Below are 18,363 nucleotides of genomic sequence, written 5' to 3'. Positions count from 1 at the left end.
CTCCATGGGAATGGAACTGCCCGCCGAACTCCGCAACCTGTTCTCGGTTCTGACAGGTTCGGAGTGGCCCACCGCCGACGAGACGCGGCTGTGGGAGCTCGCCCAGGTCTACGGCACCACCGCTGACCGGTTGGAGATCGAGCTCCCGCAGCTCGTCATCCGGATCAAGAACAAGGTGCGGGAGAACTTCGACGCCACGGCGGCGGACTTCTTCGATCAGTCGGTGGACGAGTTCACGGCGGGGCAGAACAACTACCTCGGTGAGGGCACGGCGGTCGCCCGGGGGCTCCAGGAGTACGTCCACAACGCGGGCACGCAGGTGCAGTACGCGAAGTGGATGATCATCGGCCAGCTGGTGCAGCTGGCCCTGGAGATCGCCTGGGCGATCGCCATGGCGCCGTACACCTTCGGTGCCTCTCTGGCCAAGATCCCGATCTTCCAGGCGATCGCCCGCACCGTCATCGGACGGGTCATGTTCCGGCTGCTCTCCACGCTGCTCCAGCAGATGGCGATCAGCCAGTTCTTCGCGCTCACCCTTGACGCGCTGATCCAGCGCATCCAGATCGACCAGGGCAACCGCGACGGGTGGGACAAGAAGCTCACCGAGGACGCGGCCAAGGGCGCCTTGCTGGACGGCCTGTTCGGCACCGCCGCCGCCTTCGGTGGAAGCGCGCTGTCGAACCAGTTCAACAAGCTGCTCGGCAACACCGTCGGACCCACCATCTCCAAACGCCTCGACGACAACTTCCCCATTGACAGCCTGGGCAAGGGCGGCAAGGACCTCCCCAACGGCATCGGTGACGTGATGGGGCGCAACACCGACGAGCTGCTGCGCGCGTACGGCATGGACAACCGTCCCGGGTGGAGCCGCCCGGTCGACGGCGAGCGCTTCCGCAACGACATGGGGGACAGGTTCTCCGACTCGTTGGGCGACTCGATGGGCCGGAACCAGGCCCGCGACTTCGGCAACGAGTACGCCGACGCCTTCTCCCGCAACTGGGGGAAGGAAGGCCTCGGCGACGCCCTGAACGACGTGGTGAACAAGTACGGGCGCAACCTGGACCCGGACCTGAAGGACTTCCTGACCAAGGGTGTGCCCACCGGTGTGCGCGACGGGCTCTCCGACGTCGGTACGCACTGGAAGAACTTCCTGGCGCAGCTCGGCGGCCAGGGCATCGCCAACGCGGCGCAGGGGATGCTCAGCGAGGGCTTCTTCAACCTGCTGTTCAGCGACGAGAAGACCTTCTCCATCACATGGCTGTCCGGTGTCTCGGGTTTCGTCTCCGGAGCGGTCCAGCAGAGCCTCACCCAGGGCGGTCTGGCGCTCCTCAACCAGCTCAACAACGCGGGCCTGCCCGAGGGTGTCCCGCCGCCCACCCCCAACCCGCCCTCGACGGACGGTGGAGGCGACGACACCGGCAACAACTCGAACCAGAACGGCGGCCCGCCGGAATCGGGGTCGAACAACTCCTCGAACAACTCCTCCTCGAACTCCTCCACCTCGAACAACTCCTCCTCAGAGGGGGAGGGCGGCGGCTCGCGTGACGGGCAGGGGCAGAACTCGACCAACGACTCCACACAGGACTCGACCCCGCCTCCGCCTCCGCCGCCCCAGCAGGTGACCACGGAGTCTTCCGACACGAACGACCAGTCGGACGGCGGAGACAACCAGCCCGCGCCGCCCCAGCAGGTCACGACCGAGTCGTCCGACCAGAACGACCAGAACGACACCGGTCCCTCCCGGCCGGAGACGCCGTCCAACGAGAACGACGGTGCCAACGAGTCCACGACGGAGGACACCCCCGGGCAGGGCTCCGAGGAGCCGGTCAACACCCCGAACGGGAACGAGGACGGTGGCGACACCGACCACCTGAACCGGGGCGGCCCGGACGAGACCGCCTCGGAGAACGACGAGACCGGCGACGCTCCGGTCGTCGGTGGTCAGGATCAGTCCACCGAGGAGACCGGAGACCAGAACCAGCCTGTCCAGGAGCAGCCCGTTCAGGAGACTCCTGTCCAGGAGACCCCGGTTCAGGAGCAGCCCGTTCAGGAGTCCCCGAACGAGGACGACCAGCCGGTGCAGGAGTCTCCTGTTCAGGAGGAGTCGACCGGTGGTGGTGTGGTGCAGGAGCCCGGTGGTTCCGAGCACCGCAACGGGTCGGAGGAGACGTCCCAGAACGAGCAGGTCCAGGACCCGCCAGTTCAGGAGACGCCGAACCAGGATGACCGGCCGGTTCAGGAGACGCCGATCCAGGACCAGCCGGTGCAGGACCAGCCGGTGCAGGACCAGCCGGTTCAGGAGTCTCCTGTTCAGGAGGAGTCGACTGGTGATGGTGTGATTCAGGAGCCCGGCGGTTCGGACCTCCGGGACGGGTCGCAGGAGACGTCCCAGAACGAGCAGGTCCAGGACCAGCCGGTTCAGGAGACGCCGGTCCAGGAGCAGCCGGTTCAGGAGTCCCCGAACGAGGACGACCGGCCGGTTCAGGAGTCTCCTGTTCAGGAGGAGTCGACCGGTGACGGTGTGGTGCAGGAGCCCGGTGGTTCCGATGTCCGGGGGACACCCAACCAGGAGCAGCCCGTTCAGGAGACCCCGAACCAGGAGTCGCCGGTCCAGGAGGACTCTCCGGTTCAGGAGCAGCCCGTTCAGGAGTCTCCGAACCAGGACGACCAGCCGGTTCAGGAGTCCCCGGTTCAGGAGTCCGGGGACGACACCGACGGCAACTCCCAGGGGCCGCCCGCCTCGACCCCGAACGCGGGCGGACAGGGTTCGAGCGACGGCAACACGAACACGCACCGCCCGAACGGCCCTGGGCGCGACGGCGATGCCGAGACGGTCGTGGAGAACGAGTCCGGGAACACCGACACCCAGCTCTTCCAGGACGACACCGGTCGCGACGACGCCCGCACCCAGGACGAGGCGACCGGCGGGCAGGACACCGGCGCGAACGTGCACCAGAACGGTGACCAGCAGGGTCCGCTGAACGAAAGCGACTCGCGGGAGTCCACACCTGACGAGGACGGATCGGGCACCCCCGTGCGCCAGGACGACGCCTCGAACGAGACGGCCGCGCACCCCGACGCCACACCCGTGCCCGTCGTGATGGTCCCGCCGCACAACCCCGCGCAGGGCGGTCAGGAGTCCACGGGCGACGGACGCCGCCAGACCCCGCCCGGCAACCAGACCAACACCCCACCGGTGTCCCGGCCGCGCCCCGACCCCGACGCTCCCGCCCCCGTCTCCGACCGGCTGCGTCCGCCCACGGAGTGGCAGAACGCCCGGGACGACATCGAACCCAGGCGGGTGGGAGCCAACCGGGACCGTTCCGGTGTCGACACCGACGGCATCGAGATCCTGCACGGGTCCAGCAAGGACAACCCGATCAGCTCGATCGCGGAACGCGGCTTCGACGTGCGCCGTATCCCCCTGCCGAACCCCGAGCCGGACGGCCCGACGCACGTCACCGAGCTGACGTTCCGGGTCAACTTCGGCACCGGCCCCGGGGTCAGTCGCGGAGACGCCAACACGGCCCAGCAGATCTTCCAGGACCGGTTGAACGACGTCGTCAACGAGCGCTACCGGCTGCCCGACAGCGGGGACCAGTTCCACGTCCGGGTGGAGGAGGTCGGCCCGGACGGCCGTCCGCACGCCGACATCACCTGGGTGCGCGACAACCCCGACCTGCCGGGACGCAGCGACACCGCCAACTGGCGCCTGGACGACGGAGCCGACGTCTGGCTGCACGAGACCCTGCACCGGCTCGGCCTCAACGACGAGTCCCAGGACCGTTCCGAGGACGGCTCCGGTCGGCCGCGCGCCGTCCTCCGGGACTCTCCGGACTCCACCGCCGTCCACGAGGCCGGCGGCTACATGGACTCCCCGGGCGGGCGCGACAACCGCCCTCCGGAGATCCTCAACCACTACCTGGAGCAGATCGAGAACCAGGCGAACGGGGCGTCGCGCTACGACCCGCCGACCCGGGTGGGTGACCTCCCCGACTCCGTGCACCAGGACCTGACCCAGATCCTCGACCCGGAGGGGAGCAGGTCCCAGGACGACACCATCGCGCTGTTGGGCGCCGCCTACGACAGCCGTGAACGCGGTCGCGGCGACGACCAGGTCCTCGCTGACCTCCCGCCCCGGCTGAAGGACGACTTCGGCCGAACGCTCAGGGAGTGGATCTCGGACGGGCGCCTGGACGGCGCCCTCGATCGGGCGCGTGAGGCGGGTCTGGACTCGCCGCTGTCCCAGATGCCGAGCGGACCCACGCCGGTGACCACCGAGGGTGGCGGGAACCACCGCGCCGCCTCGCCCTGGACCAAGCTGTTCAGGCCCAGGGGCGGGGGTGACGACAGCAACGGTCACCAGATGCAGGACCTTTCTGGGAACAACCGGGACCGCGACACGAACGACGGGAACAGGCGCAACGACGACAACACTGGTGGGGAGTCCTCGCGTCCCCCGCGCAGGACACCGACCACGACGGAGGAGACACCGCCTCAGCAACCGGTCCGGGACGAGAGCGGGCAGCAGGACCTGACCCAGGATCAGACGCAGCAGGACCAGACCCAGACCCAGCAGAACCAGACGCAGCAGGACCAGACTCAGGACCAGCAGAACCAGGCTCAGGACGAGACCCAGGTCCAGACTCAGCAGGACCAGACTCAGGTCCAGACTCAGCAGGACCAGACTCAGGTCCAGACTCAGCAGGACCAGACTCAGGACCAGCAGAACCAGGCTCAGGACGAGACCCAGGTCCAGACTCAGCAGGACCAGACCCAGCAGGTCCAGGACGAGACCACGCAGCAGGACCCGCCCAGGCCGGTCGACGCCGACACGAGGCAGATCCTCGACCTGCTCACCGACATCGGCCCCGCCAACAACGGGGACGGGTACTCGGGTGTGCACATCAACCCGGACGCCGACGTCCAGGGGCTGGGGCAGCGCCTGACCGACCAGCTCGCGCGGAACGGTATGGAGCCGGACGCCAAGGCGTTCAAGGACGCGCTCGACCGCATCGGTGACGGACGGGCCCGTGCGGGGGAGACGTTCGACATCCCCGTTCACGACGTCGGCGCCGACCGTCGCACGGGTGACGACGGCACCGACAACACCGGCCGTGAGAACACCCCTCCTCCCGTGCGGGGCAACGTGCAGTTGACCGTGGACCGCACCTGGCGCGACACGACCGCCTCGCCCGACCGGAAGGCCAACGCCGGGAACTCGACCGAGAACCGGGCCAAGCAGGTCAGCACCGGAGCCCAGCAGGGACGCAAGGGCTTCAGCCCCCTGCTCCCGGTCACCATCATCGGCAGTCTGGCCGCCAAGACCGCGTTGATCAGCACGCGCTTCAAGGGGTCCTTCTCAGTCCGCCAGCGCGGCACCGACTTCCAGGTCAGCTCGGAAAACCGCCACAAGCGCAAGGTGGACGTCGACGGGGACGATCCGTCCCGTTTCACTGGTGATCTCACCGTGTCGGCCGCCCTGGAGGTGGCGCCCGCCCCGTTGCCGCCAGCGGCCACACCCGAGCAGCAGGGATCGGGCGACCAACGGCCACCGGCCGGGCCGCCCATGCGGATCGAGTTCTCCGACAGGTTGAACGACGCCGTCGACGTGGTCCTCGCGGGCCACGTACGTAACGACGGCAACGAAAACCAGACCTCGACTGAGGGCCAGACTTCCACCGAGGGGCAGACCTCGACCGAGGGGCAGACGTCCACCGAGCGCCAGACCTCCACCGACGCGCAACCCACCCCCGAGCGCCAGGAGGCCCCGGAGAACTTCCGCACCGACCGCGACGGCACCCCGATCCGCGCCCCCCGATTCTCGCGCACACTGGGCGTCCTCGACGGGGGCCTGCCCAAGGACTTCCCGGTCGACATGGGGACGTTGCGCGACAACCTCGGTAAGGCGGACCAGGGGAAGGTCCTGCGTTTCCCTTACACGGACGACTCCGGAAACGCGCAGTACCTGGAGATCAGCGGAGGTCCGGTCTCCTACGAGCGAATCGGCCCGGAGATGAAGGACTCGTCCTTCTCCGACACCGACAAGTTCTCCGACAACGCCCAGACCAGCGCGGGCCGTACCAACAAGCAGGAGGGCCGGGTGGGGGTCGGCTTCCTGGGCACGATCCCCGGCATGGATTCGACGCCGGTGGTCATTCGGATGGGGCCCGAGGCGAGCGGCGGCATCAAGGGCACCCAGAAGCACTCGCGCAGCACCGAACACGGCAGCGAGCGCACGTATGGGCCCGGTAGCAAGGGCGACTCCGCTTTCTACCGGGTGAACCGGACCTACACGGTCACGACCACCGAACAGCAGCCCCCCGCCGCCTCGAACAACACCACCAACACCGGGAACACGGGGAACACCAACACCGGGAACACGGGCAACACGGGGAACACCACCAACACGGGGAACACCGGGAACACCACCAACACGGGCAACACCGGGAACACCGGGAACACCACCAACACCGGCAACACGGGGAACACCACCAACTCGGGCAACACGGGGAACACCAACACCGGGAACACGGGCGACAACAACACCAACAGCAGCGGTGACTCGCCCAGGCACCAGCCCACCGTCCGCCCGGGCACGTTCGACCTGACCACCTTCGACCAGGTGTCGACCCGCGACGCCCTGGCCATGGCCTCAGACGGAACGAACCAGGACACCCCGGCCGCCCCCAACGTCCCAGGCCTCCACAACGACCGTGTGGACAACCTGGGTGAGGCCGTTCCGGTGCGATCGGAGTGGAACGACCGCAGTCTGCGCGACACCAACGGTGACTCGCCCATGACGGTCGCGGCCAGGAACATCCACACCAACGTCTTCCAGAGCCATCCCGAACTGGTGACCGACCCCTCCGGGCCCAGGGGCGACCGCCGAGGGTTCTGGAGAACCCTCTGGCAGGGGCAGGACCTGCGTGTCGAGAACACGTTGAAGATCTACGACATGGTCGGCGGGGCGATCGACGAGTCCGGCAACCTGACCGGGAAGGGCGTGGAGATCCCCCTGCGCACCGGCGGTCTGGGCAACGCCCTCACTCCCGCGCCCGGGCGGATCCGTTCGATCATCGGCTCGATTCCCGGGATGTCGTCCGTGCGCGACGACAACCGGGACGGCGCCGACTTCATCACGATCCTCCTGAACGGTTCGTTGAGCGACGCCCGGTTCGAGGGTTCCCGGAGCGACGGTTCCCTGAGCACCAGCCTCAACGCGTCGACGTCGCAGGGTTCGGGCAAGCAGAACTCGACCGCCTACGGCGGGGACCTGGGCGCGTCGGTGCAGGTTCGCGTCGGCTCGACGAGCGCCGGTATGCCCAAGGGAATCGTCGACGTGGGCGGCACCTACGCCTACGAACGGGAGAACGCCAACCCCCTGTCCGGCAGCCGCAAGGCCGGTGTCGAGGCCGCCACCAGTGCCAAGGGGGACCTGGAGTCGTGGTCCTACGCGCTTCAGCTGGACATGAGGCTCGGCAGCGACGCGGTCATCGACGTGACCCCGCAGAGCGGCGACGGCGAGACCCCGCAGGGCCCCCGGGTCGTGGTGGAGGGCGCCAAGACGGTGCCCGTGCCCGGAGAGCTCGGCCCCGCCACCCCCGAGACCGACCGCGGCGCGGAGGCGACACGGGCCCAGAACGCCGCCCAACAGGCACTCGACGCGGTGCAGCAGGCCCGCCAGGCGACGGACGAGGCTCGTAACGAACTGAACCGCCTGACCGCGCTCGCTGACCAGCTCGAAAACCGGGATATCCACCTCGCGAAGGCCGAGGCGACGGCGAATTCCAGGAACGAGGCAGCAGAGCGGGCGGACCAGCTCGCGCACAAGCAGGAGGACACGGCCACCAAGGCCGAGACCCAGGCCGACGACGCCCGGGCGCGGGCGGTTCAGGAGCGTGTGGACGCTGCCCGGGACCTGCGGGACGCGGCCGACCGGAGAAGGGAGGCGATCGAGCAGACATGGGCCTACGTCGACGCCCTCCAGACGGAGACGGACGCGCGGGGCCGCCCCGAGGGGGGAGAGGGCCAGCCGTCGGGGGACCGGCGCACCCCGTCCACCCCGCTGCCGGATCTCCTCGACACCGGGCTGGACAACCTCGGTGAATCGCCCGACCAGACCGCCGCCGACCAGGCCTGGAACACGGCACTCAACAACTGGAACGCGCTGGCCGACGCGGAGCGGGCGGCGGGCGACGCGAGGGCGGAGGCCGAGTCGGCCTTCAACGAGTCTGCCGGGCCGCCGTCCACGGAGGGTGACTCCTCCGGTGCCCAGCCGCGGCCGACCCCGTCGCCCGAGGTCCAGGACCTGGGCGCGGGCGCGCAGCGGGCGACGGATGACGCGGGGAACCTCAAGTCCCAGGCCGACACGCGGGACACGAGGGCCACCGAGGCGGAGGGCACGGCCAGCAAGAAGGAGTCGGACGCCGCCGACCTGCGTCAGCAGGCCGGAGAGTCGCGGAACCAGGCCAACGAGTCCGCGGAGAACGCGCGGCAGGCGGACCAGGACGCGGAGACGGCCCGCGGACTGCGGGAGGAGTCGGCGGGTGCGGCGCGCGACATCCCCGGAGCCGAGCAGGTTCTCAACCAGGCGCTGGACCTGGAACAGCGCAGGCACGAGGAGGCCGCCGGGGCGCGGGGACGCGGGGAGGACCACCGGTTCGCGCAGGAGCGGGACGCCCGGTTGCGCCCTCCGCCTGCACCGACTCCGCAGCAGGACCAGACCCAGCCGACGCAGGACAACCAGCAGACCCAGACGCAGACCCAGGACAACCAGAACCAGCAGAACCAGACCCAGGACAACCAGACTCAGCAGAACCAGCAGGACCAGACCCAGACCCAGGACAACCAGACTCAGCAGAACCAGCAGGACCAGACTCAGCAGACCCAGGACAACCAGCAGACCCAGGACAACCAGAACCAGCAGGACCAGACTCAGCAGACCCAGGACAACCAGCAGACCCAGGACAACCAGACCACCGAGAACCGGGGCGGGCACCGCGCTCGACCCGACCTCGACCTCGACAGCATGCCGCACGCGCCCAAGCACTCCGAGTCGCCCGGGCTCTGGAACCGCGTCGAGAACTCCATCAAGTCCGCTCCCGGCTACTCCGAGGCCTCGCGCTCCGGAGAGGCCGTCATCGGCCAGATGCGCGTCCTCAGTTCGCCCAAGGCCCTCGCCGCCCACTCGATGGACGTCCACGACAGCGGGCTCGACATCCAGGGGCAGTTCGAGGACGGCGTGATCCACCGCTCCAACGTCGACATCAACATCAGCGCCGAGCGCACGTCGATGCAGACGTCCGGGGCCGTGCTCGACGGCGGCGTCGACCTCACCTACAAGTCCGAGTCGGACAGGGTCACCGGCACCAGCAAGAACACCTCGCACACCTGGACGATCGGTGTGAAGGGCGAGGGGGCGCCCAACCAGACCGACACCAGGAACAACCGGGTGCGCTTCACCGCGGGGGTCGTCCCCTACGCCTCCAAGCAGACGACGACGGAGGGCGACTCCACCTCGTTCGGGGAGGAGACCAAGGTCTCCTTCCCCGGAAGCACCGTCAAGGTGACGACCAACGACGAGTTCAGCGTGAACACCAAGACGAGCACGCAGTGGAACGCCTTCGTCTCGGTGCCGATCAAGACCAGGACCGTGGGGGACGGATCGGTCCCGCCGCCGACCTCCGACAACGGCAATGGCCGTAACGGTGAGAACACCGAGAACGCGCGGCACACCGAGAGCGGGACCACCGAGTCGCGCCACCGCGTTCTCGAACTCACCCAGAAGAACGCCCTGCCGGGGACCGCGGGGCTCGACGGCGCACTGACGAACGCCCGTGGCGTCCCGGCCGGAATCGGGTTCGTCCCCGGCCGCGAGACCTCCGGGTACGCCCTCAACGGCGTCGACACCGACGCGGCCGTGGACAGCATCTCCCGGCAGGTGCGCGACTACGGGGTCGAGCTGAGCGACCAGAGCAAGCACGACATCCGGGTGGCCCTGTCGGCGACCAACAGCCGGGGTGACAACCTCAGGCTCCAGACGGGCGGGGTGGTCCTGCCGATCCGGGTGCGCGAGATCAACTTCGGTGACCAGCGCTTCAGCAGCGGCGGCTGGCTGCGCCTGGGACTGGGGCGCGACGGCACGCCCGTCTTCGGCCAGGTCGAGTCGGGGATGTCCACGGAGCACTCGGCCTCGGCGTCCTCCGAGCACAACGACTCCAAGGGAAAGCAGAAGAAGCAGGGCGTGACAGCGGGTCTGGACGGCGGCTTCAACCCCGTCCCGGCGACCGGAACCGACAGCAGCGGCGCTCCCACCTTCCCCAAGGACCGCTACCACACCAACACGGCGAGCGCGGGCACCGGTTGGGACAGCGCCACCACCACGACGAAGCTGTCCTCCGACACCGAGACGAACACGACCTCACGCGCGATCAAGGCTCCCGGGGTCAACGTCACCACGCAGATGAAAATCGACTTCACGCTGTCCCTGGACCGCTGGTACGGGAGCGGCTCGCGAGGCGAGGCCTTCTCGTCGTCCGTCGACGTGGGGCCCCGCACCGAGGTCTACCAGGCGGGGTCCTTCCAACCCGTGCCCCCGCAGACGACCCAGCAGGCGCCTCCGGCTCCGACGCCCGTGACCCCGCAGCCGTTCGTCCCCGACAGGACCGTCGTGAACGACATCGACGCCTTCGCCGGCGACTGGCGCGGCAGGATCGACGGCGACCAGACCTTCCTTCCTCCGGTGGACTCGGTGGGGCGGGACACCATCGCGGACGCCGCCCTGATCGCCCAGGCCCGGGCGAAGGGCTGGCAGCCCGACCCCGACAACCGGAACGTGACCGACGCCGTCGACTATCTTCGCCGGAACGGGGCCGGGTCCCGCGCGCCCGTGCTCGGGGCCGCCGTGGACCAGCAGGTACTGCGCGGGCTGTTCGGCGCCTCCTCCGGTGACGGTGCCACCCTCGTGGGCAAGGACCCGCAGGGGCCCTTCGCCGTTCCCGGTCTGGAGACGAAGCTGTTCACCCACGTCGACCGGGCGGGCGGTGAGATCATCGGCGCGACCAGCGAGATGACCACCGGAAAGGAGGGCTCGCAGACGCACCGCGACGAGCACTCCGTGTCCCACTCCGGATCGACCGCGCTCACCAACGCCCTCGACCTCGCGGGCATGAAGGGCGTGGACCAGCCGGCCTCCGACTTCCAGGAGTCCTCCGCCCTGGTCGGCGGTGGAACGAGCGGCGCCGGGGCGAGCAGCTCCGCCGCAGGCGGCAACAAGCAGTCGTCCTCCGCCGTCCACGTGGACGCCGACGCCTCCCGGAAGGGGCGCGGATACCTGGTGCGCTTCCCCGTCGACGCGCTGCTCGTCGCCCAGGACACCTCGACGGGTTCCCGACCGACCGCGGAGTCGACCCAGTCCACCGTCGACGTCTGGCTGACCCCGGAACAGGTCCGGGAGATCGCCACCGGGGTGAGCGAAGAATCCATCAACGCGTGGAACACGGTCGCCGATCGCCAGGACTCCGCGTCCGACTCCGAGAAGGCCCTCAACACGGCGCTCAACGACGCCCTGGGCCTGACCCTGTCGGACGACGCCCGGGCGCAGGCCCGCGCCGCCTCCGACATGCTGGCCCTGGGGCCGGAACTGGACCCGAGGTCCTGGTCAGCGGAGACCTCCGCCGGGGTCCAGGCCGTTCGCGAGTACCTTGGCTCCACGGCCCAGGACCGGGGGTGGGGCCGTTCGGAGGCCGACACCGCGACGGCGCACACCGAAGCGCTGAGGGGACTGAACGATCTCAGGGCGGGCGTGGGGACGCCTGGCGGGCTCACCCGGGAGAGGGTGGACGCCCTGGAGGGCCTGGTCCAGCGCCGCAACGATCTGAACACCAAGCTGCGCGAGCACCGCGATGCCCTGGACGCCTCCTTCACGGCCCTGGAGAATGCCTTCCCGACCCCCCCACCGCCTTCCCCACCTCCCCCTCCGCCACCACCCGTTCCCGTCACCACGGGGGTCAACCCGGTGATGCAGGCGGACTTCATGACCGCCCTCAACCCGACCGGCTGACGGGCACACAGACCATCTCCACCCGTGCCGCTTTTCGCGGCCGCCCCCGATACGCCGGAGGAACCTCCGGTTTCCGAAAGGAAGAACGAAGAATGACGGACAACACCGAGGCACCGCGCGGTCCCCACCGCACGGGGCCCGTGCTGAGCTCGACGGGGGAGGTGCCCTCGGCCACGGCCAGGGACGCCATCGGGGCCCCGTCCGAGCGAGGCCCAGGCCAGACCGCCCCCAACCCAGCCCCCGTACCCGCCCCCGCTCCGGCCGCGGCCCCCTCCGCCGCGACCGAGGCGAAGGCCGACGGCAACGAACGCGGGCGCCACGCCCTGCTCGCGGCGCTGACGCTGCGAGGCGGCGCGGCCGCCCGGGCCGCAGAGGGCACCGACAAGGCCGAGGAGCGCTACCGGCCGGGCCGTCCGACCCTCGCGGTCGCGGCCATCGCCGGTCTGATGCTCGTGGCCGCCCCCTTCGGCCTGTCCGCGGCCAAGGAACACCAGACCGGGACACCGCTCCAGACGGATCTCGCCTCCGGCAGCTTCGCGGACCCGTCCGGCGGCTCCGCGTCCGCCTCCGCCTCGGGGACGGGCGTCCAGGGGTTCGTCCCCGAGGTGCAGCCCAACGCCCCCGTCCTGCCCGGAGCGGACACCGGGGCCGAACCCGGATCCGTCCCGGACCCCGCGTCGGCGGGGACGGGCGGCGGCGGAGGCCCGGCTGGCGGAGGCCTGCCCGAACGCCCCGTGGACCCCTCGACCGGCGCCCCGCTCGCCGGAGGGACCGAGGATGACGACGAGGACGGCGACGACGGTGGCGACGGCGGCGACGGCACCGGAGGGGGCGGCGACGGTGTCGGCGAACCCCAGGGCGTGACCGTCGAGAAGGGCTCGCTGCTGGACACGCTCCTGAACGAGCGCAACGGCGACAAGAAGGAGGACTCCGAGGACTCCGAGGAGTCTGAGGAGTCCGAGAAGCCCGGTTCCGACAAGGGCAAGGGCTCGGAGGAGGACTCCGAGGGCGACACCGGCGAAGGCGACGCCACCGAGGGCTCCGCCGACGGCGGGACCCCCGATGGTGTCGTGGCCTCGCCGCTCACCGCCCGTGAGGGTCAGAAGTCCGAGCCGGGCGAGGAGGGTGTCGAGCCCGAGGAGCAGCAGTCCGAGCGGCAGTCCGAGCAGCGGTCCGAGCCGGAGCCCAAGTCCGAGCCGGAGCCCGAGCCTGAGCCGGAGCCCCAGCCCGAGCCGGAACCCGAGCCGGAGTCCTTCTTCGCCGTCTCGGGCCCGGGTTGCAGCAACGAGGGCGCTCGTTACCGGGTGCACGGCGACGGTGTCTGGCGCTCGGGCCCCTCCGGCTACACCGAGAGGGGATGCGTCGACGGCTACGATGTCATGGCCGTGAGCGGCGACCCCGACGGCGGCGGAACCGCCGCGGAGTGGACGTTCTGGCCCAACCGGCCCGGTTCCACCTGCACGGTCAAGATCCTCGTGCAGAACGGCCCCGAGCCCCTCTGGGCCAACGGCGTCCCGATGCACTACGAGCTGTTCGACGGTGACAACGCCGGAGACGGTTTCCGTGGCGGTTTCGAGGTCACCAAGCCCGACGACGGCCGGTACTGGGCTCTGACCGAGTTCAAGCCCGAGGGGAACTCGTTCACGCTGCGCGCGCGCAACAGGGGCCCCATCCCCGAAGGCGGCGAGGCCCCGCAGCTCCCCATCTCGGTGGTCGAGACCGAGTGCCGCTGACGGGAGAGTAGTCGCCGGTAACCCCGTACCGGCGGAGTAGGACAAGCCCGCGGGCCTCACCGGCCCGCGGGCACAGAAAGGAAGACGACAGGCGATGAACCGTCACGTGCGCGCGGTCGACCCCACCGGCGGAGCCGAGTTCCGCACCATCGGCGAAGCCCTCGCCGGCGCCAGTGACGGCGCCGTACTGTCACTGGCCCCCGGCCGCTACGACGAACAACTCGTGCTCTCGCGCGTGGTCACCCTGATGGCGGCCGAGGGCCCCGGGACCGTCGAGATCCTGTGTTCCTCCGGCACCGCCGTCACCTCGGTCGCTGAGGCGGTCAAGCTCACCGGCCTCGTCCTGCGCGGCCGCGACTCCGAGGCGCCGGTGGTGGACGCCGCCGCCGGGCAGGTCGAACTGGCCGACTGCGAGGTTGAGGGGGCCGCCTGGGCGGCCGTCCTCGCCCGGGGCGAGGGAGCCCTGGCCCTCCGGGGCTGCACCGTGCGGTGCAGCGCGGGGGCGGGCATCGTCGTCACCTCCCCCCAGACCAGCGTCATCGAGGACTGCGTCATCGAGGACGTCGGCACCAGCGGTGTCGTCATCAACGACAAGGGTGCCCCCGAGGTACGCCGGTGCACCATCCGCGACGCGGGCGCCAACGGCGTCTACGCGGCGGGCAGTGGCGCCGGGCACATCAGCGACTGCACGGTCTCGGGCACCACCAAGGCCGCCGTGGTGATCGACGAGCACGCGGCCACGGGCCTGAGCGACCTGCGCGTGAGCGGGGTCGCCGACGACGGCGTCGTGATCTCGACCCGGTCCCCCGTGACGGTCAGCGACCTCGTCGTCGAGAAGGCGGCGGGCCGCGGCCTGGTCCTGCGCGCCGGGACCGACCCCCGCGTGGAGCGGGTCCGCGTCACCGGCAGCGGCGGTGTGGGCATCCTGGCCGAGGACAAAGCCAAAGGACACCTACGCGACTGCGAGGTCCGGGACGCGGGCGCGGAGGGTGTCAGCGTCACCGGCCGCTCCTCCACCACCTTCAGCGGTCTGACCGTGCACGGCACGGAGGCCGCCGGAATCCACGTCACCGAGGACTCCACCGCCGAGTTCGACCGCGTCAACGTGGGACGTACGGCGGGGCCCGGTGTCGAGATCCTCTCCGGGGCGGCGCCCTTCCTCCGCAACGGGACCGTCACCGGGGCCCGGAGCCACGGCGTGCGCTGGGAGGGCGGAGGCGGACGCGTGGAGGACTTCGAGGTCACCCGCGCCCGCCGGACGGGCGTGTACGCGGCGGCCGGAGCCCGGGCCTCCCTGAGCGGGGTGCGGGTCATCGGTGCCCGGGAGAACGGGCTCGCCGCCACCGGCGGCGCCGTGCTCGACCTGCGCGACAGCGAGGCCTCCGAGTGCGGCGGCGACGGCGTGGCCGTGCACTCCGAAGGCGAGATCATCGCGCTCCGCGTGCGCTCGCACGAGAACACCCGCAACGGTGTCCTGGTGGCGGCGGGCGCCCGCGCGGTCCTGCGCAGCTGCGAACTGGTCGGCAACGGCGGTGACGGCGTGCTCGTCGGCAGCGGGGAGGACGTCGTCCTCGAAGGCTGCACCGTGCGCGCCAACGGCCGGGCGGGGCTGCGTCAGACCGTCGCCGGAGACCGGGTCCAGGCCACCTCCCTGGTCAGTGAGGACAACAAGGCGGAGGACAGCTACGGTCCCGACGCCGTCCCCGTCGACACCAACCCGGGAACGTCCGCCGAGGACGAGGAGGACGACGACGAGGAGCGTGGCCCGCTGGCCGAACTCCAGGCCCTCATCGGCCTGGAGAGCGTCAAGGACGAGGTCACGACCCTCATCAACCGCAACAAGATGGCCCGGCACCGCGCCGAGATGGGCCTGCCCTCTCCGCCCGTCGCCCGGCACCTGGTCTTCGCCGGTCCTCCCGGCACCGGCAAGACGACCGTGGCCCGGCTGTACGGCCGGGTCCTGGCCGACCTCGACGTCCTGCGCTACGGACACGTCGTCGAGGCCGCCCGCGCGGACCTGGTCGGCCAGTACGTCGGCGCCACCGCCATCAAGACCACCGAGATCTTCGAGAGGGCCCGGGGCGGGGTGCTGTTCGTCGACGAGGCCTACACGCTCTCGTCCGAGGACAACGGCGGTTTCGGTCAGGAGGCCATCGACACCCTGGTCAAGCTGATGGAGGACCACCGCGACGAGGTGGTCGTGATCGTCGCCGGGTACGCGGCGGAGATGGAGGGCTTCCTGTCCTCCAACCCCGGTCTGGCCTCGCGCTTCGCTCGGACCGTCACCTTCCCCAACTACCAGGCCGAGGAGCTGGTGAGCATCGTCGAGCGCCTCGGCTCCGTCCACCAGTACACGCTCGCCCCGGACCTGCGCCCGCTGCTGCTCCAGCACTTCGAGGCGCTGCCCAAGGGCCCGGCGTTCGGCAACGGACGCGAGGCGCGCAAGGTCTTCGAGGAGATGGTGGACCGCCAGGCGCACAGACTCGGGGAGGACCCGCCCGCCGACCCCTCCGAGCTCACCGTGCTCACCGCCGACGACCTGGGCGTCGTCGCCGGACAGTCGACCGGGCCCGGCGGGGACGACGTCGCGGGCCTGCGCGCCCAGCTCGACGCCCTGACCGGCCTGTCCGAGGTCAAGTCCACCGTCAACGACCTGGTCAACGTGCTGGTCGCCGCCGAGCGGCGACGTGCGATCGGGATGCCCGCGCCCACCCTCAGCCACCACCTGGTCTTCGCGGGACCGCCCGGTACCGGTAAGACCACCGTCGCCCGGCTCTACGGCCAGCTGCTGCGCGCCCTGGGCGTTCTCCCCACCGGCCACACCGTGGAGGCGGCCCGACAGGACCTGGTCGGACGCTACATCGGCCACACCGCGCAGCTCACCCTGGAGACCTTCGAGAAGGCGCGCGGCGGGGTGCTGTTCATCGACGAGGCGTACACCCTCACCCCGTCCGGGGCCGCCAACGGCGACTTCGGCCAGGAGGCCGTGGACACTCTGGTCAAGCTGATGGAGGACCACCGCGACGAGGTGGTCGTGATCGTCGCCGGGTACAACGCGGAGATGCAGCGCTTCCTCGACTCCAACCCGGGTCTGGCCTCGCGTTTCTCCCACAACGTGCAGTTCGCGGACTACTCCGACGACGAGCTGGTCGCCATCGTGGACCGGATGGCCTCCGACGGCGGGTTCACCGTCCCGGAGGAGACCGCCGCCGCGCTCGGGGCGCACTTCGCCGGGGTGCCGCGCACGGAGTCCTTCGGCAACGCCCGCTACGCGCGGCAGGTCCTGGAGCGGATGATCACCCGTCAGGCGGGGCGCACCATCGCCCTGCCCGACCCCACCCGCGAGGACCTCACCCTGCTGACCCCGGCCGACGTGCCCTGACGCGTCACGGTGCCCACCCGTCCGGTCGTGCACCGGCCGGGTGGGCACCACGTTCCTCTAGGCGCGCACCAGCTCCACGACGCTGACCCCGGGCCCCGGGACGACGCGGTTCAGCCGCAGACCGGCGCGCTCGGCCACCTCCGCGAACTCGGCCCGGGTCCGCTGCTTGCCGTCGCAGTGGACCAGCATGCTGAGGTCCATGAACTTGGCGGTTCGCGCGGGCTCGGGGCCGTCCGGTACCAGCACCTCCGCGAGCAGGACCCGCCCGCCCGGCGCCATGGCCTCGCGGCAGTGGGTGAGGACCCGGACGGTGTCGCCGTCGTTCCAGTTGTGGATCACGCTGGCGAGCAGGTAGGCGTCGCCCCCCTCGGGCACGGAGTCGAGGAAGCTCCCGGACTCGACACGGCAGCGCTCCGCGACCCCCTCCCGGGTGAGCGCGGGCTCGACCCGGGAGACCACCTCGGGCCGGTCGTAGAGCACGCCCCGCAGGTGCGGGTGGGCCTCAAGGATCAGGGACAGCAGCCGTCCCCGGCCGCCGCCGACGTCGACCAGGCACTCGGTACCGGCGAAGTCGTACCCGTCCACCAGTGAGCGGGTGAGCTGCGAGGAGATGTCGGTCATGCCCTGGTCGAACACCGAGGCGGTCTCCGGGTGGGCGCTCATGTAGTCCCAGACCGGGGTGCCGTGGACGGCCTCGAACACCGGGCCGCCCACGCGCACCGCGTCGGCCAGGTGGGCCATCGTGGAGCGCTCCGCCGGGCTGCCCAGCCAGCGGGCGAACCCCCGCATGGAGTCGGGGGCGTCCGAACGCAGGGCGCGGCCGAGCCCGGTGAGCGCGTAGTTCCGCCCCGGCAGCTCCTCGACGATCCCCAGGTCGGCGCAGGCGCGCAGCAGTCGGTGGAGGGCCTCGGCGTCGGCCCCGACCTGCTTCGCGATCTCGTCGACGGGTGTGGGGGTTTCGGACATCGCGTCGGCGACACCGAGTTCGGCGGCGGCGCTGACCGCGGCCGCCACCCAGCTGTTCGTGATCAGCTCGAAGAGGCGGACGGCGGAACCGCTCAGCGGCTTCGGATCGCCCTGCACCGGGGAGAGGGGAGGAGTGGACACAGGTGTCTGGGACCTTTCGACGACTGCCCTCGGCCGGCGGTCGGCCGGTGGACCCAACGGGCCTCCGAAAGGCCAGT

Annotated in this window: 4 protein-coding genes; 3 read left to right on the top strand and 1 reads right to left on the bottom strand. The window is 70.6% G+C overall.

Annotated elements, in window-relative coordinates:
- The first annotated feature begins 4 nt into the window (after window positions 1–4).
- The 3 genes from AC0VYM_RS28045 (at window position 5) to AC0VYM_RS28035 (ending at window position 17,179) form a co-directional block, all read left to right on the top strand.
- Entirely contained in the window at window positions 5–12,064 is a 12,060-nt protein-coding gene (locus AC0VYM_RS28045; RefSeq protein WP_475457135.1) for a WXG100-like domain-containing protein, read from the top strand.
- Window positions 12,065–12,156: 92 nt separating this feature from the next.
- Window positions 12,157–13,797, top strand: coding sequence for a hypothetical protein (locus tag AC0VYM_RS28040; RefSeq protein WP_475457133.1), 1,641 nt, complete (start codon window positions 12,157–12,159; stop codon window positions 13,795–13,797).
- A gap of 94 nt (window positions 13,798–13,891) precedes the next feature.
- On the top strand, window positions 13,892–17,179 hold the full coding sequence (locus tag AC0VYM_RS28035) for a right-handed parallel beta-helix repeat-containing protein (protein ID WP_475457131.1): 3,288 nt from the start codon (window positions 13,892–13,894) through the stop codon (window positions 17,177–17,179).
- Between the two features lie 57 nt (window positions 17,180–17,236).
- Here the strand turns inward: AC0VYM_RS28035 and AC0VYM_RS28030 are convergent, their stop codons facing one another.
- Window positions 17,237–18,286: a methyltransferase gene (locus AC0VYM_RS28030; protein WP_475457129.1), complete on the bottom strand. Its 1,050-nt coding sequence runs from the start codon at window positions 18,284–18,286 to the stop codon at window positions 17,237–17,239.
- Between the last annotated feature and the right edge of the window lie 77 nt (window positions 18,287–18,363).

It is taken from the genome of Nocardiopsis sp. iso_237, assembly GCF_056173345.1.
This window is presented reverse-complemented; position numbering and strand designations above follow the sequence as displayed.

Coding starts and splice junctions, on each gene's coding strand:
- AC0VYM_RS28045 (WP_475457135.1), top strand. CDS start 5: ATGGGAATGGAACTGCCCGCCGAACTCCGCAACCTGTTCTCGGTTCTG.
- AC0VYM_RS28035 (WP_475457131.1), top strand. CDS start 13,892: ATGAACCGTCACGTGCGCGCGGTCGACCCCACCGGCGGAGCCGAGTTC.
- AC0VYM_RS28040 (WP_475457133.1), top strand. CDS start 12,157: ATGACGGACAACACCGAGGCACCGCGCGGTCCCCACCGCACGGGGCCC.